This window comes from Nakamurella endophytica (assembly GCF_014646215.1).
Taxonomy (GTDB): domain Bacteria; phylum Actinomycetota; class Actinomycetes; order Mycobacteriales; family Nakamurellaceae; genus Nakamurella; species Nakamurella endophytica.
In genome coordinates this window covers 264,878-284,403 of record NZ_BMNA01000001.1, presented here as the reverse complement: position 1 = coordinate 284,403, position 19,526 = coordinate 264,878, and the positions used below count along the sequence as shown (strand labels likewise).

At 75.8% G+C, this 19,526-nt stretch carries 20 protein-coding genes; 15 read left to right on the top strand and 5 right to left on the bottom strand.

What is annotated here, in order from left to right:
• The first annotated feature begins 83 nt into the window (after positions 1-83).
• The 7 genes from mshB to IEY37_RS01255 all read left to right on the top strand — a co-directional run bounded on the left by mshB (position 84) and on the right by IEY37_RS01255 (position 5,596).
• Positions 84-920, top strand: coding sequence for an N-acetyl-1-D-myo-inositol-2-amino-2-deoxy-alpha-D-glucopyranoside deacetylase (gene mshB, locus IEY37_RS01285; RefSeq protein WP_229673513.1), 837 nt, complete (start codon positions 84-86; stop codon positions 918-920).
• 104 nt (positions 921-1,024) lie between these two features.
• Positions 1,025-1,519, top strand: a complete 495-nt coding sequence (locus tag IEY37_RS01280) for a hypothetical protein (RefSeq protein ID WP_188939695.1) — start codon at positions 1,025-1,027, stop codon at positions 1,517-1,519.
• Positions 1,516-1,842 (top strand): ferredoxin, encoded by a 327-nt coding sequence (gene fdxA / locus IEY37_RS01275; protein ID WP_188939694.1) that lies wholly within the window; start codon positions 1,516-1,518, stop codon positions 1,840-1,842. Before IEY37_RS01280 ends, fdxA begins: the two co-directional genes overlap by 4 nt.
• A 16-nt stretch (positions 1,843-1,858) precedes the next feature.
• Positions 1,859-2,956 carry a succinyldiaminopimelate transaminase gene (dapC, locus tag IEY37_RS01270; protein ID WP_188939693.1) on the top strand — a complete coding sequence of 366 codons (1,098 nt, stop codon included), beginning with the start codon at positions 1,859-1,861 and terminating at the stop codon, positions 2,954-2,956.
• Positions 2,957-3,038: 82 nt separating this feature from the next.
• Complete coding sequence (locus tag IEY37_RS01265; protein WP_188939692.1) at positions 3,039-4,286, top strand: Tm-1-like ATP-binding domain-containing protein; 1,248 nt, start codon at positions 3,039-3,041, stop codon at positions 4,284-4,286.
• The gene (locus tag IEY37_RS01260; protein ID WP_188939691.1) at positions 4,286-5,110 is read left to right on the top strand and encodes a phosphoenolpyruvate hydrolase family protein; all 825 of its coding nucleotides are present in this window, start codon (positions 4,286-4,288) and stop codon (positions 5,108-5,110) included. The genes IEY37_RS01265 and IEY37_RS01260 overlap by 1 nt, the downstream gene beginning before the upstream one ends.
• 54 nt (positions 5,111-5,164) lie before the next feature.
• The gene (locus IEY37_RS01255) at positions 5,165-5,596 is read left to right on the top strand and encodes a cupin domain-containing protein (protein ID WP_229673512.1); all 432 of its coding nucleotides are present in this window, start codon (positions 5,165-5,167) and stop codon (positions 5,594-5,596) included.
• A gap of 48 nt (positions 5,597-5,644) precedes the next feature.
• On the opposite strand, the gene IEY37_RS01250 is transcribed toward IEY37_RS01255, so the two are convergent.
• The 3 genes from IEY37_RS01250 to IEY37_RS01240 form a co-directional block, all read right to left on the bottom strand.
• Positions 5,645-6,703 (bottom strand): CHAD domain-containing protein, encoded by a 1,059-nt coding sequence (locus tag IEY37_RS01250; protein WP_188939690.1) that lies wholly within the window; start codon positions 6,701-6,703, stop codon positions 5,645-5,647.
• Between the two features lie 745 nt (positions 6,704-7,448).
• Positions 7,449-8,429 (bottom strand): 2,3,4,5-tetrahydropyridine-2,6-dicarboxylate N-succinyltransferase, encoded by a 981-nt coding sequence (gene dapD / locus IEY37_RS01245; protein WP_188939689.1) that lies wholly within the window; start codon positions 8,427-8,429, stop codon positions 7,449-7,451.
• Between the two features lie 85 nt (positions 8,430-8,514).
• Positions 8,515-9,522 carry a hypothetical protein gene (locus IEY37_RS01240; RefSeq protein WP_188939688.1) on the bottom strand — a complete coding sequence of 336 codons (1,008 nt, stop codon included), beginning with the start codon at positions 9,520-9,522 and terminating at the stop codon, positions 8,515-8,517.
• Positions 9,523-9,545: 23 nt separating this feature from the next.
• Here IEY37_RS01240 and dapE point away from each other — a divergent pair, with 23 nt between their 5' ends.
• Both dapE and IEY37_RS01230 read left to right on the top strand, forming a co-directional pair.
• Positions 9,546-10,688, top strand: a complete 1,143-nt coding sequence (gene dapE / locus IEY37_RS01235; protein WP_188939687.1) for a succinyl-diaminopimelate desuccinylase — start codon at positions 9,546-9,548, stop codon at positions 10,686-10,688.
• A 189-nt stretch (positions 10,689-10,877) separates the two neighbouring features.
• Positions 10,878-11,678: an LOG family protein gene (locus IEY37_RS01230; RefSeq protein ID WP_373298231.1), complete on the top strand. Its 801-nt coding sequence runs from the start codon at positions 10,878-10,880 to the stop codon at positions 11,676-11,678.
• 103 nt (positions 11,679-11,781) lie between these two features.
• On the opposite strand, the gene IEY37_RS01225 is transcribed toward IEY37_RS01230, so the two are convergent.
• Complete coding sequence (locus IEY37_RS01225) at positions 11,782-12,579, bottom strand: alpha/beta hydrolase (RefSeq protein ID WP_188939686.1); 798 nt, start codon at positions 12,577-12,579, stop codon at positions 11,782-11,784.
• A gap of 122 nt (positions 12,580-12,701) precedes the next feature.
• Here IEY37_RS01225 and aroC point away from each other — a divergent pair, with 122 nt between their 5' ends.
• From aroC to IEY37_RS01195, 6 genes are all read left to right on the top strand, one after another.
• Positions 12,702-13,937: a chorismate synthase gene (gene aroC / locus IEY37_RS01220; RefSeq protein WP_188939685.1), complete on the top strand. Its 1,236-nt coding sequence runs from the start codon at positions 12,702-12,704 to the stop codon at positions 13,935-13,937.
• Positions 13,930-14,493 (top strand): shikimate kinase, encoded by a 564-nt coding sequence (locus IEY37_RS01215; RefSeq protein ID WP_229673510.1) that lies wholly within the window; start codon positions 13,930-13,932, stop codon positions 14,491-14,493. The genes aroC and IEY37_RS01215 overlap by 8 nt, the downstream gene beginning before the upstream one ends.
• 110 nt (positions 14,494-14,603) lie before the next feature.
• Entirely contained in the window at positions 14,604-15,704 is a 1,101-nt protein-coding gene (aroB, locus tag IEY37_RS01210; protein WP_188940124.1) for a 3-dehydroquinate synthase, read from the top strand.
• Between the two features lie 120 nt (positions 15,705-15,824).
• A complete protein-coding gene (locus IEY37_RS01205) occupies positions 15,825-16,229 on the top strand; it encodes a hypothetical protein (RefSeq protein ID WP_188939684.1) in 405 nt (134 codons plus the stop codon).
• Positions 16,229-17,536: a glutathionylspermidine synthase family protein gene (locus tag IEY37_RS01200; RefSeq protein ID WP_188939683.1), complete on the top strand. Its 1,308-nt coding sequence runs from the start codon at positions 16,229-16,231 to the stop codon at positions 17,534-17,536. The genes IEY37_RS01205 and IEY37_RS01200 overlap by 1 nt, the downstream gene beginning before the upstream one ends.
• The gene (locus IEY37_RS01195) at positions 17,533-18,390 is read left to right on the top strand and encodes a DUF350 domain-containing protein (protein ID WP_188939682.1); all 858 of its coding nucleotides are present in this window, start codon (positions 17,533-17,535) and stop codon (positions 18,388-18,390) included. The genes IEY37_RS01200 and IEY37_RS01195 overlap by 4 nt, the downstream gene beginning before the upstream one ends.
• 12 nt (positions 18,391-18,402) lie before the next feature.
• On the opposite strand, the gene IEY37_RS01190 is transcribed toward IEY37_RS01195, so the two are convergent.
• Positions 18,403-19,437, bottom strand: a complete 1,035-nt coding sequence (locus IEY37_RS01190; protein ID WP_188939681.1) for an aminoglycoside phosphotransferase family protein — start codon at positions 19,435-19,437, stop codon at positions 18,403-18,405.
• Positions 19,438-19,526: the final 89 nt, after the last annotated feature.

The window sequence follows — 19,526 nt, the reverse complement described above, 5'->3', positions numbered from 1 at the left end:
CGGCAGCGCCGCCCGGCGAATCGGTCGCTGGCCGGCGCGACCGGCCAGGCGGCCGTCCGGCCGGTGACACCTAGGGTGGTCGGGTGACCCGCACCCTGCTGGCCGTGCACGCGCACCCCGACGACGAGTCGATCACCATGGCCGGGACGCTGGCCCGGTACGCCGCCGAGGGGGCACGGGTCTGCCTGATCACCGCGACCCTCGGCGAGGAGGGCGAGGTCATCCCGCCGGAGCTCGCCGGGCTGGCCGCGCCGGTGGCCGACCAGCTGGGCGGCTACCGGCTGACCGAGCTCGAGCGGGCCTGCGCCTGCCTGGGCGTCGACGACCACCGGTGGCTGGGCGGGCTGGGCACCTACCGCGACTCGGGGATGGTCGGCACGCCGTCGGCCGCCCACCCGCGGGCGTTCCACCGGGCGCGGACCGGCGGCCCGGCCCACGAGGAGGCGGTCGCCGCGCTCACCGAGGTGCTGGAGCAGGTGCGGCCGCAGGTGGTGGCGACCTACGACGCCGACGGCGGCTACGGCCACCCGGACCACATCGCCACCCACGACGTCGGGCTCGCCGCCGCTGTGCGGGCCGGCGTGGACCGGGTGGTGGCCGTCGTCCGGCCCCGCCGGGAGAGCCTGCAGGCGCTGCAGGCCCTGGCCGTGCCCCCGGGGCTGCGCGCGGCCCGGCCCGAGGACCTGGGCTTCACGGTCGACGACGAGGCCGTGGACATCCGCGTCGACGTCGAGCGGTACGCCGACGCCCGCGGCTGCGCGCTGGCCGCCCACCGGACGCAGCTGGACCTCTTGCCGGGCGGCTTCACGCTGTCCAACCGGTTCGCGCAGCCGCTGCTGCCGGTCGAGTGCTACCGGGTGCTGCACGGCGTGGGCACCGGTGGCGGCGTCGTCGACGACCTGTTCGCCGGCTTGCCGTGACCGTTCCGGAGCCGTCCGGGGCCGCCGGGACGCAACCGGTCCCGCCCCGGCCCGGACCTCCGGGCGGTGCCCGACCCGGTCCCGGCGCGCCGGTCGACTGGGCGATGGCGGCCGTGCTCACGGTGCTGGCGGCGCTGGTCGCCGCCGTCGTCGTGGCGTTCCTGCCGCTGCGTGCCGGGGCCGTCCCGCTGCCGATCAGCGTGATCCTGGCCGCTGCCACCGTGGTCGTGCTGCCGCGCTGGTGCCTGGCCCTGACCGGCTCGCTGCTGATGGCGGCCGCGCCGGTGGTCGCCTGGTTCGCGGTCACCGCGTGGACCGCGCTGCAGCGCAACCCGCTGTACCCGCAGGTGACGCTGGCCGTGGGGGACTGGCGGCTGGTCCTGCTGATGCTGCTCGGCGGGGCCGGCGGGGCGGCGGCGGTGACGTCGGCCTGGGGCGCCCGGGTACGGGCCGCTGCGGCCGGGCCGGCGCCGTCCGGTTTCCCGGGGGCCGGACCGGCAGTGGATACTGGCGACGCCGGGGCGCGGGGCGGGCCGACCGAGTCCGTGCCGCCCGGGAGCCGCGCCGGTACAGATCCCCTGCCTGGAGAGACACCGTGACCTATGTGATTGCCGAGCCCTGCGTGGACGTCCTCGACCGGGCGTGCGTCGAGGAGTGTCCCGTCGACTGCATCTACGAGGGCGACCGGATGCTGTACATCCACCCCGACGAGTGCGTCGACTGCGGCGCCTGCGAGCCGGTGTGCCCGGTCGAGGCCATCTACTACGAGGACGACGTGCCGGCGCAGTGGTCGCCCTACACCAAGGCCAACGTCGACTTCTTCGACGACCTCGGGTCGCCGGGCGGCGCCTCCAAGGTCGGTCGCACCGGCAACGACGTGCCCCTGGTCTCCGCGCTGCCGCCGATGGGCGAGGGCCACTGAGCGGGGGCGTGCGGTCGTGACCACGTCGGTGCGGCTGCCGGACTTCCCCTGGGACCAGCTCGACGACGCGCGCCGGGTCGCCGGGGCGCATCCGGACGGCATCGTCGACCTGTCGATCGGCACCCCGGTCGACATCGTCCCGGCACCCGTCCGGGCGGCGCTGGCCGATGCGTCGAACAGTCCCGGCTATCCCGCGGTGCACGGCACCGCGCAGCTGCGCCGGGCGTACTCGGGGTGGCTGGCGCGCGCGCACGGGGTGCCCGACCTGGATCCCGAGAACGTCCTGCCGACGGTCGGGTCCAAGGAGTTCATCGCCTCGCTGCCGTCGCAGCTCGGGCTCGGTCCCGACGACCTGGTGGTCATCCCGGAGATCGCCTACCCGACGTACGAGGTGGGCGCGCTGGTCGCCGGCTGCCGGGTGCTGCGCAGCGACTCGCTGCACGGCATGGGCACCGAACGGCCGGCGCTGCTCTGGCTGAACTCACCGTCGAACCCGACCGGGCGGGTCCGGTCGGCGGAGAACCTCGCGAAGATGGTCGCCTGGGCCCGGGCGCGCGGCTGCGTGGTGGCCTCGGACGAGTGCTACCTGGACCTGGGCTGGGAGAGCACGCCCGTCTCGGTGCTGCACCCCGACGTCTGCGGCGGCGACCACACCGGCCTGCTCGCGGTGCACTCGCTGTCCAAGCGGTCGAACCTGGCCGGCTACCGGGCGGGGTTCGCCTCCGGGGACCCGGACCTGGTCGCCGAGCTGACCGGCCTGCGCCGGCACCTGGGCGCGATGGTGCCGGCACCGATCCAGGCGGCGGCGGCCGCGGCGCTGGGCGACGACGGGCACGTGCTGGCCCAGCGCAACCGGTACGCGGCCCGGCGGCGGGTGCTGCAGGGCGCCCTCGAGGACGCCGGGTTCACGGTGTCGTACTCCGAGGCCGGGTTGTACCTCTGGTGCACCCGGGACGAGCCGGCCATGACGTCGGTCGACCGGCTGGCCGAGCGCGGCGTGCTCGTCGCGCCGGGCACGTTCTACGGACCCGGCGGCGCGCGGCACGTGCGGGTGGCACTGACCGCCACGGACGAGCGGGTCGCCGGAGCGGCGCGGCGGCTGTCCGCCGGCTGATCCGGCCGCGTCCCCGACGGGGCGTCGTGCAGGCACCGGCGCCGCCCGCCGGGGACGAGGACCGCAGCGTGGGGAGGACGACGTGACGACCGTCGTGGTCATGGGCACCCTGGACACCAAGGGCCCGGACATCGGTTTCCTGGCGGCGCAGGTACGGCGCGCCGGCGCCACCGCGCTGGTGGTCGACGTCGGCCTGGGCGATCCCGTGGGCGCGGCTCCCGACGTCACCGCGGACGAGGTCGCCGCGGCCGCGGGCGCCGACCGCGCGGCGCTGCGGGCCGCCGGCGACCGTGGGGCGGCCGTGACCGCCATGGGACACGGCGCGGCGGCCGTGGCCCGCCGGCTGCTGCAGGAGGACCGGCTCGACGCGCTGCTCGCGGCCGGCGGCTCCGGGAACTCCTCGATCGCCGCGGCCGCGATGGCCGAGCTGCCGATCGGCGTCCCGAAGCTACTGGTGTCCACGATGGCCTCCGGCGACGTCTCGCCGTACGTCGGTGCCAAGGACGTCGCCATCCTGTACTCGGTGGTCGACGTGGCCGGCGTGAACCGGGTGTCCCGGACCATCCTGGGCAACGCCGCCGCTGCCGCGGTCGGGATGGCCGCGGCCCACCGGGAGCGCGCGGGCGCCGCCGCGGCCGGGGACGAGCGGCCCCTGGTCGCCGCCTCGATGTTCGGCGTCACCACACCCGCCGTCGTCGCGGCGCAGGAGCACCTGACCGGCCTGGGGTACGAGGTCCTGGTCTTCCACGCCACCGGTGCCGGCGGGCGGGCGCTCGAGGCGCTCGCGGAGGCCCGGATGGTCGCGGGCGTCCTCGACCTGACCACCACCGAGATGGCCGACGACCTGGTCGGGGGAGTGCTGACCGCGGGCCCGCACCGGCTGGAGGCCGCCGGACGTGCCGGCCTGCCCCAGGTGGTGGCGCCGGGGGCGCTCGACATGGTCAACTTCGGCCCGGAGGCGACCGTCCCGGACCGCTTCGCCGGGCGCACGCTGTTCGTCCACAACCCGACCATCACCTTGATGCGGACGACCGCGGACGAGATGGCCGAGCTCGGCCGCCGGATCGCCGGCAAGCTGGCCGCCGCGACCGGCCCCACCGAGGTGTTCTGGCCGGAGGGCGGGGTGAGCGCGCTGGACGCCCCGGACATGCCGTTCGCCGACCCGGCTGCGGACGCCGCCTGCCTGTCGGCGCTGGAATCCGGGCTGGCGGGCTCGGGCGTCCCGGTCCACCGGCGCCCGGAGCACGTGAACGACCCGGCCTTCGCGGTGGCGATGGCGCAACGCCTGCACGAGATGATCACCGCGGCGACGGTCGAGGAGGAGCGCTGATGGAACGGGCAGAGGTGCTGCGGCGGCTGCGGTCCCAGGTGGCGTCCGGCCGGCCGGTGATCGGCGCCGGCGCCGGGACCGGGCTCTCGGCCAAGTGCGCCGAGGCCGGCGGGGCCGACCTGGTGATCATCTACAACTCCGGCCGCTACCGGATGGCCGGTCGCGGGTCGCTGGCCGGGCTGATGCCCTACGGCGACGCCAACGCCATCGTGCTGGAGATGGCGGCGGAGGTGCTGCCGGTCGTCGCGGACACCCCCGTCCTCGCCGGTGTGTGCGGGACCGACCCGTTCCGGTTGATGCCGCGGTTCCTGGACCAGCTGGCGGCGACCGGCTTCTCCGGGATCCAGAACTTCCCGACGGTGGGGCTGATCGACGGGGTCTTCCGGCAGAACCTGGAGGAGACCGGCATGGGCTTCGACCTGGAGGTCGAGCTGGTGCGGCTGGCCGCGGAACGCGACATGGTGACCTGCCCGTACGTCTTCGACCCCGACCAGGCCGCCGCCATGGCCGCCGCCGGTGCCGACGTGCTGGTGCCGCACATGGGGCTGACCACGTCCGGCACCATCGGAGCGCGCACCGCACCGGGGCTGGACGAGGCGGTGGAACGGGTGCAGGCCATGCGCGACGCCGCGGTCGCCGAGCGCGCCGACGTCCTGGTGCTGTGCCACGGCGGTCCGATCGCCGAACCCGAGGACGCGGCGTACGTGCTGGCGCGCACCACGGGCGTCGCCGGGTTCTTCGGCGCCTCGTCGATGGAGCGGCTGCCGACCGAGCGGGCGCTGACCGCCCAGGTCCAGGCGTTCAAGACCATCGCGACCGGCTGACCGACCGGCCACCGGCCGCCGCACCCTGCACATCCCTGGCGAGAGGACCCCACCGTGACCGCTCCGATCCCGGCCCACATCCCACCGGACGCCGTCGAGACCTTCAGCTTCGACTGGGGCACGATGAAGTGGTTCGTCAGCCCCGCGACCGTCCCCGGCGCCGTCAACTCCCAGGGCGAGGTGATCATCCTGCCCGGCGCCGGTCATGCACCGCACCAGCACGACGGCGCCGACGAGCTGCTGTACGTGGTTTCCGGCGCCGGCCGGCAGACCGTCGGCGACCAGGACTTCGACATCGCCGAGGGCGACCTGGTGTACATCCCGCGGGCCACGGTGCACTCGACCTTCAACACCACCTGGCGCACCCTGCGCCTGCTGGTGACGTACACCCCGGGCGGCGAGGAGCAGGCGCTGACCGCCCTGCCGGACTTCCGGCGCCACCCGGCCGGGACCGACCCGCAGTGGACCCGCGACCCGACCCGGTGACACCGGTGCGGTGACCGTCCGGGCGCGCCCGCGGCGCGACGTCCGGTGTCAGCCGGTCGTGGGGAACGCCCGGCCGGCGGCGGCCTCCACGGCCGCCCAGGCGTCGTCGTACCGGGCCCGGGCCGCGGCCTTGCGCTCGCGGCAGCCCTGGATCACCCGGCCCGCTGCCAGTGCCGCGTCGGCGTCGCCGCTGCGGGCGACCAGCGCGCGCAGCGTGTCCTCGAGCACGGACGCGTCCTGGTGGTCGCCCAGCACCTCCTGGAACGCGGCCAGCGCCGACAGGAACCCGGCCGCGTCGCGGTCCTTGCCCAGCAGCTCCGCCGCGTACCGGGCGCGCTTGCCCAGGATCCGCAACGCGTGCAGGTCGTCGTCCGGCGGGTGCGCGCCGAACTGCTTCTCGAGCCGGCGGCGGCCCTTGGCCAGCACCCGGTACTCGTCCGCGGCCAGCGCCCGCAGGTCCACCCACGGGTTCGCCACCGGCGGCCGCTCCGTCGCGGCGTCGAGCTCGGCGAGCAGCGACCCGTGCCCCGGGTCGTCGAGCGCCGCCACCAGCGCGCGGCGGGCGCGGGTCCGGTCCCGGTCTAGCCGCCCGATCACCCGCTCCAGCGCGGCGGTGTCGGGCTCGCCGAGCGCCGCCGCCTCGCGGTGCAGCCGGTCGATCATGACGTCCAGATCGCGGACCTCGCCGAGCGCCCCGGCCAGATCGGCGAGGTCGCCCCGCAGCCCGGCCGCCGCGTCGGCATCCAGTGCCGGGCGGGCGGCGCGCAGGTAGGCACGGATGCGGCGGGTCGCCACCCGCATCTGGTGGACGCTCTCGATGTCCGCGCCGTGCCGGCTGCCCTCCTCGTGCTCGCGGAGCCCGGCGGTGGCCTTGCCGAGGACGGCTGCCAGGGCGTCGGCCACGTCCGTCGGGATCAGGCCGGGGCGGCGCGGGGCCGGGCGGGGCGGGATGGCGGCGACCTCGCCGGCCGGGTCCTCGGGACCGGCGGCGTCACCCGCGGGCCAGGTCGGCGGCGGGACCGGGACGGGCGCGGCTGCGGGAGGGGCGGCAGCGGGGACGTCGCCCGGGGACCCGGTCGCAGCCGGGAGGGTCCCGGTCGCCGGCACGCGGGCCGGGGTCCGGCGCGTCCTGGGCGCGGCAGCCCCGTCCGGCGTCGCGCGGTGCGCAGGGCGCCGGCGGGACGGTGTCGGCCCGGCGGGCGCGGGTGCCAGAGCGGGGGTCTCCGGGGTGGCGGGCCCGGCCGGCGCCGTCACGGCTGGGGTGGTCGTCGCGGCGGTCGTGGACCTGGCGGTCCGGCGACGTCCGGCACCGGTGGACGTCGTGGTGGTCGACCCCGTGCCGGCGGAGGTCGTGCCGGCGGACTTCGTGGTGGTCGGCGTCGTGCCGGTCGACCGTGCGGCGGACGCCTGGTCAGCCCGCGACCGGTCAGCCCGCGACCGCCCACCACCGGACGCCGTGGCGCTGGCGGGCGCGGACGGGGCGGCGGGGGCGGCGGTCCGGCGTCGTCCGCGGCCCGGCGGCACCGCGGCGGGTGCCTCCGTGGTGCCCGCACCGGCACCGGCGGTCGTCCGGCGGCGGCGCGGCGCCGGGGAGACGGGCTGGGCCGGACCGGGCTGCTCGTCCGGACCGGCGGCGCCGGTGCCTGCTCCTGCCGTGGCGCGGCGGCGGCGCGGCGCGGGCGCGGGCGGAGTCGGCGGGGTTGCGGTCCGGCGGGACGACGCCGCCCTCGCCGGGGCGGCGCGTCGGGGTTCGGGCACCGCGCGAGTATTCCGCAGCGGTCGACGCGGTCCCGACCGACGCGCGGGCCCGCCGGCGTGCCGCAGCCCACGCAGGCCGGCCGCCGGGGCCCGATCAGTGCTGGTGCAGCACCTCGTTCAGCCCGCCCCACGAGCCGGAACGGGGGACCGCCTCGACCGCTCCGGACAGCGAGTTCCGGCGGTACAGCAGGCCGGAGGCGCCGGACAGGTCGCGTGCCTTGACCGCGGTCTCGCTGCCGTCGGCCCGCAGCACCAGCTTGGTGCCCGCAGTCAGGTACAGGCCGGCCTCGACCACGCAGTCGTCGCCGAGCGAGATCCCGACGCCCGAGTTCGCGCCGAGCAGGCAGCGCTCGCCGATCGTCACCTGTTCCTTGCCGCCACCGGACAGCGTCCCCATGATCGACGCGCCGCCGCCGACGTCGCTGCCGTCGCCGACGACGACGCCCTGCGAGATGCGGCCCTCGACCATCGACGTGCCGAGCGTGCCGGCGTTGTAGTTGCAGAAGCCCTCGTGCATGACGGTGGTCCCGGCCGCCAGGTGCGCGCCCAGCCGGACCCGGGACGCGTCGGCGATCCGCACGCCGTGCGGGGCGACGTAGTCGGTCATCGGCGGGAACCGGTCGACGCCGGACACCGCGAGCCGGATCCCGGCGCGCGCCGCGGCCAGGCGGACCTGGTCCACGTCGTCCGGGGGCACCGGGCCGAGGCTGGTCCAGGCGTTGTTCGGCAGCAGCGAGAAGACGCCGTCCAGGTTCACCGTCCGCGGGCGGACCAGCCGGTGGGACAGCAGGTGCAGGCGCAGGTACAGGTCCGCGGCGTCCTGCGCCGGGCGGCTCAGGTCCGCCACCGACGTCCGCACCACCTCGAGCCGCACCCGCCGGACGGGGTCCTCGCGTTCCGCACCGGACAGGTCCGGCTCCCCGGCTCGGCCGGTGCCGTCGGTGCCGTCGGTGTCGTTGGTGCCGGCGGTGAGCCGGGGGGCGGGGTACCAGACGTCGAGCAGGGTGCCGTCCGCGCTGCGGGTGGCCAGGCCGGTGCCGATGGCTCCGGTGGTGACGAGGTCCGGGGCGGTCATGAGCCGGAGGTTAGCGGCCCGGTCGGCGCCTGGTGGGACGGAGGTCCGGGCGGCGGCGCGGACAGGCCGCGGGGACGGGACAGGGTCAGCCGACCGCCACGGCGACCCGGCCGGGCGCCGCCACGGCGGTCGACACGGACCAGCCGTCCGGCGACCACTGCTGCGACCCCGCGGTCACCCGGGTGACGCCGGCTCCGGTGGCGTGGGCGACCAGCCAGGCGGCCAGCCGTCGCGCGCGGACGCCGGCGTCCGCCCGGCCCGCGGTGCCCAGCACGGCCGAGGTCCGGTCCGTGCCGACCGAGACGACCTGCACCCCGCCCAGTTCCGCTGCGGCGGCGGCGATCAGGGTGCGCAGCTCCGGTGTCGCCGGGGCGGTGCCGTCGACCGGGGTGCGCACCGGCGTGGTGGCCGTGGGCGGCTGGGCGCCGGTGCGGCACCGCAACGCCATCGGGGCGGCGCCGCTGAGCGCCCGCACCAGCGTGGTGGCGTCCGGCTCCCACTGGGCGTAGGCGTCGGGATAGGCGGAGTACTGCACCGCCTGTGCCGCCGCGGTGAGCGACATCCGCTGCCAGCCGGACACCTCCGCCAGTGCGGAGTAGAAGCTACGGGACGCGTGGACGGGGTCGGCCACCTGCGCCGCCGTCCCCCAGCCCTGCGACGGCCGCTGCTGGAACAGCCCGATCGAGTCGCGGTCGCCGCCGGACAGGTTGCGCAGCCGCGACTCCTGCCACGCGGTCGCGACGGCGATCACCCGGCCGCGGTCGGGCACGCCCTCCGCGATGCCGACGGCGTTGATGGTCGCCGCGTTCTGCAGGGCCACGGCGCTCAGCTCGACGTCGGGCGCGCCCACCACCGACGTCGCGGCGGTCGGGCTGGCGTTGACCTCGGCTGTCCCGGCGGCGCCGGCACCGGTCGACTGCGGCCCCTCGACCACCACGGTGACCGGCGGTCCGGTCACCGCCGGCACGGTGCACTCCGCCGTCGCGCCCGGGGGTGCGGAGGACGCGCCGCGCACCAGCACGACGACGGCGACCAGCACCACGACCAGCACCAGGACGGGCACGGCCACCCGCCAGACCGTCGGCCGTCGCACGGGGCCAACGGTACTGTGCGGCCATGACCGACAGTGCCGTTCCGGGTGAGGGCAGTGCCCATGGCAGTGCCGATGACAGCGCCGATCCGGACCGGGACGGCGCCGCGGAGGCCGCGCTGGACCTCACCGCGGACCCGGACCTGCTGACGGCGGCGCTGGTCGACATCCCGTCCGTGTCCGGCACCGAGCAGCGGATCGCGGACCTGGTGGAGTCGGCGTTGCGGCGGCTCGGGCGGTACGAGGTGCTGCGGTCCGGCAACACCGTGCTGGCCCGGACAGAGCTGGGCCGGCCCACCCGCGTCGTCCTCGCCGGTCACCTGGACACCGTGCCGATCGCGGACAACGTGCCGTCGCGGACGGACGGCGACGTGCTGCACGGCTGCGGCACCACCGACATGAAGTCCGGCGATGCCATGCTGCTGCACCTGGCGGCGACGCTCGAGTCGCCGTCCCGCGACCTGACGTTCGTGTTCTACGACTGCGAGGAGGTCGAGTCGGCGCGCAACGGGCTCGGCCGGATCCAGCGCGAGCTGCCGGAGTGGCTGGCCGGTGACCTCGCCCTGCTCGGCGAACCCACCAACGGCCAGGTCGAGGGCGGCTGCCAGGGGACGCTGACCGCCGAGGTCACCGTCCGCGGCCACCGGGCGCACTCGGCGCGGTCCTGGATGGGGCGCAACGCCATCCACCTGGCCGAGCCGGTGCTGGCGCGGCTGGCCGCGGCGACGCCGCGCACCGTCGAGATCGACGGCTGCACCTACCGGGAGGGCCTGAACGCGGTGAAGATCCGCGGCGGCGTGGCCTCCAACGTCATCCCCGACGAGTGCGTGGTGACGGTGAACCACCGCTTCGCCCCGGACCGGTCGGCCGGCCAGGCGGCCGACCTGCTCCGAGAGCTGTTCGACGGCTTCGAGTTCGAGCTGCTGGACGCCGCCGACGGGGCGCTGCCGGGCCTGTCCGCGCCGGCTGCCGCCGACTTCGTCGCCGCTGCCGGCGGTGTCGCGGTCGCCAAGCTGGGATGGACGGACGTGGCCCGGTTCTCCGCGCTCGGCATCCCGGCGGTGAACTTCGGTCCGGGCGACCCGTCGCTGGCGCACACCCGCGAGGAGCACGTGTCCCGGACGCAGATCCGCGAGATGACCGACGTGCTGCGCCGCTTCCTGGGCTGAGCGGCGAGTCCGGCGGCGCGGCCGCGGGTGACACCGCCGGCTCCGCCACACCCGCTCCGGGCACGGGCCGGCCGCCGCGTGGCCGGAGCCGCGCCGCAGCGGACGAGAGCGCACCGGTCGCAGGTCTGTCGGCACGGCCGGCCGCCGTCCCACGGTGTCCGACCCGTCGCCGGCGGCCCGGTCATTACTGTGTCGAAGGTGACCAGCACACCCGACGGCGCGGCCGACCAGTCCTCCCCGGTCGTGCACCCGCCGGAGAAGATGCGCGGCCCCGTCCTGCTGCGCGGGACGCAGACGGCCGGCACGTCGACCACCGACCAGCGACTGCTGGACTCGCGGGGGCCGACGGACTGGGTGCACACCGACCCGTGGCGGGTGCTGCGGATCCAGGCCGAGTTCGTCGAGGGCTTCGGCGCGCTGGCCGGCCTCCCGCGGGCGGTCACGGTGTTCGGCAGTGCACGCACCCGGCGGGACACCGAGCAGTACCGGCTCGCCACCCGGATCGGCGCCGCGCTGGCCCGCGAGGGCTTCGCCGTGATCACCGGCGGTGGCCCGGGCACGATGGAGGCCGCCAACCGCGGCGCCAAGGAGGCCGGCGGGATGTCCGTCGGCCTGGGCATCGAGCTGCCCTTCGAGCAGGGCATCAACCAGTACGTCGACCTGGGCATCAACTTCCGCTACTTCTTCGCCCGCAAGACGATGTTCGTCAAGTACTCGCAGGCGTTCGTCTGCCTGCCGGGCGGTTTCGGCACGCTGGACGAGCTGTTCGAGGCGCTGACCCTGGTGCAGACCAAGAAGGTCACCAAGTTCCCGGTGGTGCTCTTCGGCTCGGAGTACTGGGGCGGCCTCGTCGACTGGATCCGGGACTCGGTGGCCGGCGCCGGCAACATCTCCGAGCCCGACCTGTCCCTGCTGCACCTGACCGACGACGTCGACGACATGGTCCGGGTCGTGCACGACGCGTACGCCGCCTGGGAGGCCGCGCACTGATCCGCGCAGGCGGCGCACCTCCGGCGCATCGCTTCCGCACCGGCCGGGATTCAGCCGGGCCCGGCCGCGGTCCCGCCGCCGCACCAGCGCGCGGGCGCAGAACTCAGCCCGCCACCGCGCCGCCGCGGACCGCGGCGAAGAACCGCAGGGCGTCCTGGACGGTCCGATCCCAGTACCCCCATTCGTGCTCGCCCGGGCTCCACTGCACCTCCAGCGGGATGCCGGCCTCGCGGGCCGCGCGCTCGAAGGTCCGGTTCTGGCCGGCCAGGAAGTCCTCGGTCCCGCAGCACGCCCAGAGCGCCGGCAGCGTCGACGGGTCGCACCGGCGCACCAGGTCGACCAGGTCGTCGTCGCCGGTGGGGACGCCGGCCGGGCCGAAGATCCGGGTGAACATGGCGGTGTCCGCCGGGGTCGGCGTACCGAGCCGGGTGGCCAGGTCCAGCACGCCGGACAGGCTGGCCGCGGCGGCGAACCGCTCCGGCTGCCGCAGCGCCAGCTTGACGGCGCCGTAGCCGCCCATCGACAGGCCGGCGACGAAGGTGTCCTCCCGCCGCTGCGACACCCGGAACATCGACCCGACGATCTCCGGCAGCTCCTGCGAGACGAAGGTCCAGAAGGCCTGGCCCAGCTGCTCGTCGGTGTAGAAGCTGCGGTGCACCTGCGGCATGACGACCGCCCACCCCAGCTCCGCCACGTACCGCTCGATCGACGTGCGGCGCAGCCAGATGGTGTCGTCGTCGCTCAGCCCGTGCAGTAGGTACAGCACCGGCGGGCCGCCGGCCGCATCGTCCACGGTGCCGGTCATGCCGATCTGCGACCGGGTGCGCTGCGGCAGCAGCACCGTCATGGACGTGGACAGGGCGAGGGAGTCGGCGAAGAAGTCGACGCGCAGGTGGGCCACCCGCCGATCCTCGGGCACGGCCCGGCGGCGCCGCACCGCGGGTGCACCGGCACACCGGCCGGACCGGGGTGGCGGTCCGGTGACCGGCCGGGCCGGGTCGCCGGGCGTGGGACGATGGCTGCGTGCTGCGTTGGATCACGGCAGGGGAGTCCCACGGCCCCGCGCTCGTCGCCGTCCTGGAGGGGCTGCCCGCCGGCGTCCCGGTGACGTCCGCGGACATCGCCACCCAGCTGGCGCGACGCCGGCTCGGGTACGGCCGCGGCGCCCGGATGTCGTTCGAGCAGGACGCCGTGACGCTGCTCGGCGGCGTCCGCCACGGCGTCACCCTCGGCGGGCCGGTCGCCGTGCAGGTCGGCAACACCGAGTGGCCCAAGTGGGAGAAGGTGATGGCGCCGGACCCGGTCGACGACGAGACCGCCGCGCAGCTCGCCGCCTCGGCCCGCAACGCCCCGCTCACCCGTCCCCGGCCCGGCCATGCCGACCTGGCCGGCATGCAGAAGTACGGCTTCGACGACGCCCGGCCGGTGCTGGAGCGGGCGTCGGCGCGGGAGACCGCCGCCCGGGTGGCGCTCGGCACGGTCGCGCAGCACTTCCTGCGCGAGGTGCTCGGCGCCGAGGTGGTCAGCCACGTCGTCTCGATCGGCGAGGCGGACGCCGTGCCCGGCCCGCTGCCCACGCCGGCCGACCGCGACGCGGTGGACCTTTCGCCGGTGCGGGCGCTGCACCCCGACTCCACCGCCGCCATGGTCGCCGAGATCGAGGCGGCCAAGGCCGACGGCGACACCCTCGGCGGCGTCGTCGAGGTGCTGGTCTACGGGCTGCCGCCGGGGCTCGGGTCGTTCGTGCACGGCGACCGCAGGCTCGACGCCCGGCTGGCCGCGGCGCTGATGGGCATCCAGGCGATCAAGGGCGTGGAGGTGGGCGACGGCTTCGCCACCGCGCGCCGGCGTGGGTCCGCGGCGCACGACGAGATGGATCCGCGCCGTCCGGGCGTCACCCGGCGGTCCAACCGCGCCGGCGGCATCGAGGGCGGCATGACCAACGGCGAGACCCTCCGGGTCCGGGCCGCGATGAAACCGATCTCCACCGTGCCCCGGGCGCTGTCGACCGTCGACGTGGCGACCGGCGGCCCGGCCGTGGCGATCAACCAGCGCAGCGACGTGTGCGCGGTGCCGGCCGCCGGCGTGGTGGCCGAGGCCATGGTCGCGCTGGTGGTGGCCGACGCCGTGCTCGAGAAGTTCGGCGGCGACTCGGTGACCGAGACCGCCCGGAACGCCCGCTCGTACCTGGCGACGCTCACCGACACCCTGCCGGTGGCCGCCGACCCGGTGCCGTCGGCGGGCCAGGGCGTTGCCTGAGGCAGGGCCGGCAGGGCCGGCCGGGCCGCTGGTGGTGCTCGTCGGGCCGCCGGGGTCGGGCAAGACCACGGTCGCGCGGCGGCTGGCCGTCCTGCTCGGGGTCGCGCACCGGGACACCGACGCGGACGTCGAACGGGCCACGGGGCGCGGCATCCCGGAGATCTTCGTGGATCTCGGCGAGGCGGAGTTCCGCCGGCTGGAGCGGGACGCAGTCCGCCGGGCGCTGGCCGAGCACCGTGGCGTGCTGTCGCTCGGCGGCGGCGCCGTGCTGTCCGAGCAGACCCGGGCCGAGCTGCGCGGGCACCCGGTGGCGTTCCTGTCGCTGAGCATGCCGGTCGGCGTCCGCCGGACCGGCATGGCCACCAACCGCCCGCTGCTGGCCGGGGTGAACCCGCGGGCGACCTACAAGACCCTGCTGGACGCCCGGGTCCCGCTCTACCGCGAGGTGGCCGCCGTGGAGGTCGACACCGACGAGCTCTCCGCCGACGAGGTGGCCGCCCGCATCGTGGCCGCCCTCGGCCTGGTGCCGCAGGACGGCACGGTGACGGCCCCGTGACCGGGCCCGACCCGGTGACGGCCCCGGCCGCGGTCCCCGGACCTGCCGGCACCGGCGCGGACAACAGAGCCCAGGCCGCCGCGGACCCAGCACCCTCGGCCGCCGCGCCGGTGGTCGTGCCGGTGCGGTCCGCGGCGCCGTACGACGTCGTCATCGGGCGCGGGCTGCTCGGCGACCTGGTGGACGTGGTGCGCCGGGTCGCGCCCGGCCACGCTGCGTTGATCCACGCGCCGACGCTGGCGGCCACCGCGGAGGCGGTCCGGGACGCGCTGCAGGACGCCGGCGTGGACACCCACCTGCTCGAGGTGCCGGACGCCGAGGATGGCAAGAGCCTGCAGGTGCTGGGCTTCTGCTGGGACGTGTTCGGCCAGATCGGGTTGGACCGCGGCGACCTGGTCATCGGCCTGGGCGGCGGCAGCGTCACCGACCTGGCCGGGTTCGCCGCGGCCACCTGGATGCGCGGCATCCGGGTCGTCCAGGTGCCGACGACGCTGCTGGGCATGGTCGACGCCGCCGTCGGCGGCAAGACCGGTATCAACACCGGGGCCGGCAAGAACATGGTCGGCTCCTTCCACGAGCCGACCGCCGTGCTCGCGGATCTGGCGACGCTGGACTCGCTGCCCCGCAACGAGCTGGTCGCCGGGATGGCCGAGGTGGTCAAGGCCGGTTTCATCGCCGATCCGCAGATCCTGGCCGTGCTGGAGGCCGACCCGGAGCGGGCCGTCGACCCCACCACGCCGGAGCTGGCGGAGCTGGTCCGGCGCGCCGTCGCCGTCAAGGCGGACGTGGTGGCCGCGGACCTCCGCGAGTCGAGCCTGCGGGAGATCCTCAACTACGGCCACACCCTGGCGCACGCCATCGAGAAGCGGGAGCGGTACCGGTGGCGGCACGGCGCGGCGGTGTCCGTCGGGCTGGTGTTCGCCGCGGAACTGGCCAGGGCCGCCGGCCGGCTCGACGACGCCACCGCCGACCGGCACCTGACCGTGCTGCACACCCTCGGCCTGCCGACGACCTACGACCCGGACGCGCTCGGCGAGCTCGTCACCTTCATGGGGTCGGACAAGAAGACCCGGTCCGGCATCCTGCGGTTCGTGGTGCTCGACGGGCTGGCCCGCCCCGGCCGGCTGGTCGGCCCGGATCCGTCCCTGCTGGCCGCCGCCTACTCGGTGGTCGCCGGGCAGCGCCGCCGCCGCGGCCGCGTACAGCCGTAGAGGCATCCCGGAGTCGCGGACGGCGCGGTCGCCGCCCGCGCCGCACCGGGCGCCCCCTAGAGTCGGTCCAGCGCCGACGGCGGGCGAGGGTCCCGCCGTGCGGCCGCGGAGGAGGGAACCGTGTCGAGCACCGACCGCCGCCCGTTGCGGCTCCGGCTGGTGTCGATGGCCGCCGCCGGCGCGCTCGTCGTGCCGTCCCTCGCGGCGTGCAGCAGCAACCAGGGGGACCAGCGGGCCTACTGCGTCAACGCCCAGAACCAGGTCGTCGACGACTCGTACTGCGACCAGGGCCACAACTACGGTGGCGGGCTGTTCTTCCTGCTGCTCGCGTCCGGCGCGTTCAACCGCGGCGCGTACATCCCCTCCGGCGCCTACTACGGCAGCCGGATCAACCCGGCCGACCGCACGGCCCGGGTGAACGCCGGCCTGCCGGCCACCGGCCGCGCCGCCGGCACCACCATCCGGTCCGGCGGCATCGGCAAGGGCTCCGGCGGCGGCAGCAGCCACCACGGGACCGGCAGCTGATGCGGCGGCACGAGAACGGCGCGCTGCGGCCGGGCTGGGAGGCCCAGATCGCCGCGGAGGGTCTGGTCTTCAACAACACGCTGACCGGCAAGGGCTCGGTGTCCTACTGGCGCGAGGCGCAGTACTACTCGCTGACCACCGCGGAGGTGGACCGGCTCGCGTCCGTCGCCGACACCGTCTTCGACCGGATGCTGGTGGCCGCCGGCGACCACGTCATCGAGCGCCGGCTGTACGACCGGCTGGGCATCCCGGCCTACGCCGTGCCGGCCATCGAGCGGTCCTGGAACGAGGAGAGTCCCAGCGTCTACGGGCGTTTCGACTTCCGCTACGGCAACCACCCCGACCTGGTGGCGGACGACCCGTCGCTGGCGGTCCCGAAGTTGTTGGAGTTCAACGCGGACACCCCGACCAGCCTGCTGGAGACCGCGGTGATCCAGTGGAACTGGTTGCTGGGCAACCCCGCCGCGGCGCACCGCGACCAGTGGAACAACGTCTACGACGCGCTGGTGGCGGCGTGGTCGCGGAACCTGTCGGTGCTGCGCAACCGCACCGGGCGGCAGGTCCCGGTGGTGCACTTCACCTGGAGCTCGCTGGACGACTCCGGCGAGGACAAGTTCACCGTGCTGTGCATGGCCGACGCCGCGCAGCAGGCCGGGATCGAGCCGGTGTTCCTGCACACCGAGGACATCCGGCTGGCCGAGAGCGACGAGTGGGTGTCGCTGGACGGCACCAGCGTCCACCCGGGTCGCTTCCTGGACCACGAGAACCGGCCCGTCGAGCTGGTCTTCAAGCTCTACCCCTGGGAGTCGCTGGCCGCCGACCCGTTCGGCCGGACGGCGCTGTGGAACACGCTGCAGCCGGACGGCACCGTCTGGGTCGAGCCGCCGTACAAGATGCTCTGGAGCAACAAGGGCATCCTGGCGGTGCTGTGGGAGATGTTCGGCACCGACGCCGAACTGTCGCAGTACCTGCTGCCGACCTACTTCGCAGGCGAGGAGCCCGCCGGCTGGGCCGATTTCGCGGAGAAGCCGCTGCTGTCCCGGGAGGGCGCCAACGTCCGCCTGGTGTCCGGCGGCGCCACGATCGCCTCGTCCGGCGGGCCGTACGGCAGCGAGGGCATGATCCGCCAGCAGCTGGCCACCCTGCCGGACTTCACCGGCGTCGACGGACCCCACCACCCCGTGCTCGGCGTGTGGATGGTCGACGGCCAGGCCGCGGGTCTCGGGATCCGCGAGAGCGACGGCCTGATCACCGACAACCTCAGCTCGTTCGTCCCGCACTGCATCGTCGACGAAGGAACGCCATGATCGCCGACCAGACGTACGTCCTGCCGACGTGGAGCCAGTACGGCCTCGCCGGCGCCAAGGTCCTGCTCTTCGCGCTCTTCGTCGCGGGGCTGTGGGAGCTGGTCAACGTCTTCACCCGCTACGACGACGAGGTCGAGCTGTTCGACCGGCGGAACGTGCCGTACGCCGTCGTCCGGATCAGCCTGGTGCTCGCCCAGGGCATCGCGATGATGCCGCTGGTCGGCTACACCACCGGCACCTTCTGGACCGAGGTCGGCACCCTGGCCGGCTGGGCCGCCGGAATCCTGGTGGTGCTGCTGGTGATCACCGTGGCCGGCGACCGGCGGCTGCGGCACCGGGCGACGGCGGAGTCCGACCTGGGCTCGGCGATCGTCCGCGGCGGCTACGTGCTGGCGGCCGGGCTGGTGCTCAACGCAGCGCTGTCCGGCACCGCGCCGGACGTCGGCACCGCGATCGCGTCGAGCATCGTCTTCGCCGCCCTGGGCATCGTCGGGCTGCTGCTGGCGTTCTTCGTGCTGCGCATCGGCGGGCTGTTCGGCCGCCGCGGCACCACCGGCCGCACCGGGCTGGCCGGCGGCATCGTCAGCGCCGGAGTGCTGATCAGCCTCGGTCTGGTGCTGCGCACCGCGGTCGCCGGTGACTTCCTGGGCTGGCGCAACGGCATCCTGTCGTTCCTGGCGACGTTCGCCGCCGGCCTGGTCGGCCTGGTGGTGCTGACCTGGCTCATCGACCTGGTGCTGATCCGCAGCCGCCGGCTGTCCGGGATCGTCGGGCGGGACGAGGCACTGCCCGCCTCGGTGATGGCCGGCCTGCTCGTCGCCGTCTCGCTCGGCATCAGCTCCGTCGTCCTGTAGCCGCCGCGCGCGTCACCGCCCGGCGGCCACCAGCCGCGCGGTGACCCGGAAGCGCTGCAGGTGGCCGGCCCACTGGACGGCGAAGTCGGGACGCAACGGCAGCGGCAGGCGCAGCCAGCTGGCGGCCGTGACCACCGGGAACAGACACTCCGCGACGGCCGCCGACCGCCGCAGCCGGTCCGGCACGGGGGCCGTGGGGTCGGGTGTCCAGCAGCGCAGGTAGGCCTGTCGCAGCCGGTCCGCCGCCGCGGCCGCCGCACCGTCCGATCCGTCACCGTCCGACCCGTCACCGTCCGATCCGTCACCGTCCGATCCGTCGCCGGCCGCCACGTCCAGCGCGCCGCCCAGGCAGAGGAACGGGTGCGCCAGCGCGGCGTCGGCCCAGTCGAAGACCCGCAGCCCACCGGGCCCACTGAGGACGTTGCCGGGGTGCAGGTCGATGTGCTCGACGGTGACCGGCAGCCCGTCGCCGGCGAGCTCCCCGGCCAGCTCCCGGACCACCGGGGCGAGCCGCTCCAGCTCGCGGCGGTCCTCGGCGGGGAGCAGCCGGCGTGCGTCCGGCTCGGCGTCGGCGCGCTCGAGCACCGCCGCGTACCAGCGCGGCAGGGTGGCCGGCGTCATGTCCGGCAGGCCGAGGGCCCGCAGCTCGGCGACGTGTCCGGCGGCGCGGCGCTGCAGCCCGGCGTACCCCTGCAGCAGCGCCGCCCACCAATCCGCGCCCGCCGGCACCGACCGGAGCAGGTCGCCGCCGTGCGGCGTCACCAGCCAGCCGCGGGCCTCGTCGACCAGGACGGGCGCCAGCACGACGTCCGGCGCCCACCGGGCCAGGCGCACCTGTAACGCCGCCTCGTACCGCCAGTCGCGGGCGTTGGCCTTGACCCACACCGGTCCGCGGTCCGTGTCCAGCCGGACCACCGTCGACCACTCCCGGCGGCGCACCACCGGCGCCGCGCCGGCGTCCCGGAACCCGGCAGCCGCCAGGCCGGCGCGCGCCCAGTCGAGCAGCGGGTCGAGGGGCACGTCCAGCAGCCGGTCGGGCACGTCCACCCCGTCATCGTGACCCGCTGCGGGGCCGCCGGCGCGCGGCCGCGCCGGGCACTCCGCAGCGGGCCGGGCGGCGCCGGGACGGCGCGGGG

Coding starts and splice junctions, on each gene's coding strand:
- IEY37_RS01280 (WP_188939695.1), top strand. CDS start 1,025: ATGGCGGCCGTGCTCACGGTGCTGGCGGCGCTGGTCGCCGCCGTCGTC.
- IEY37_RS01260 (WP_188939691.1), top strand. CDS start 4,286: ATGGAACGGGCAGAGGTGCTGCGGCGGCTGCGGTCCCAGGTGGCGTCC.
- dapD (WP_188939689.1), bottom strand. CDS start 8,429: ATGACCGCCCCGGACCTCGTCACCACCGGAGCCATCGGCACCGGCCTG.
- dapE (WP_188939687.1), top strand. CDS start 9,546: ATGACCGACAGTGCCGTTCCGGGTGAGGGCAGTGCCCATGGCAGTGCC.
- IEY37_RS01200 (WP_188939683.1), top strand. CDS start 16,229: ATGCGGCGGCACGAGAACGGCGCGCTGCGGCCGGGCTGGGAGGCCCAG.
- IEY37_RS01195 (WP_188939682.1), top strand. CDS start 17,533: ATGATCGCCGACCAGACGTACGTCCTGCCGACGTGGAGCCAGTACGGC.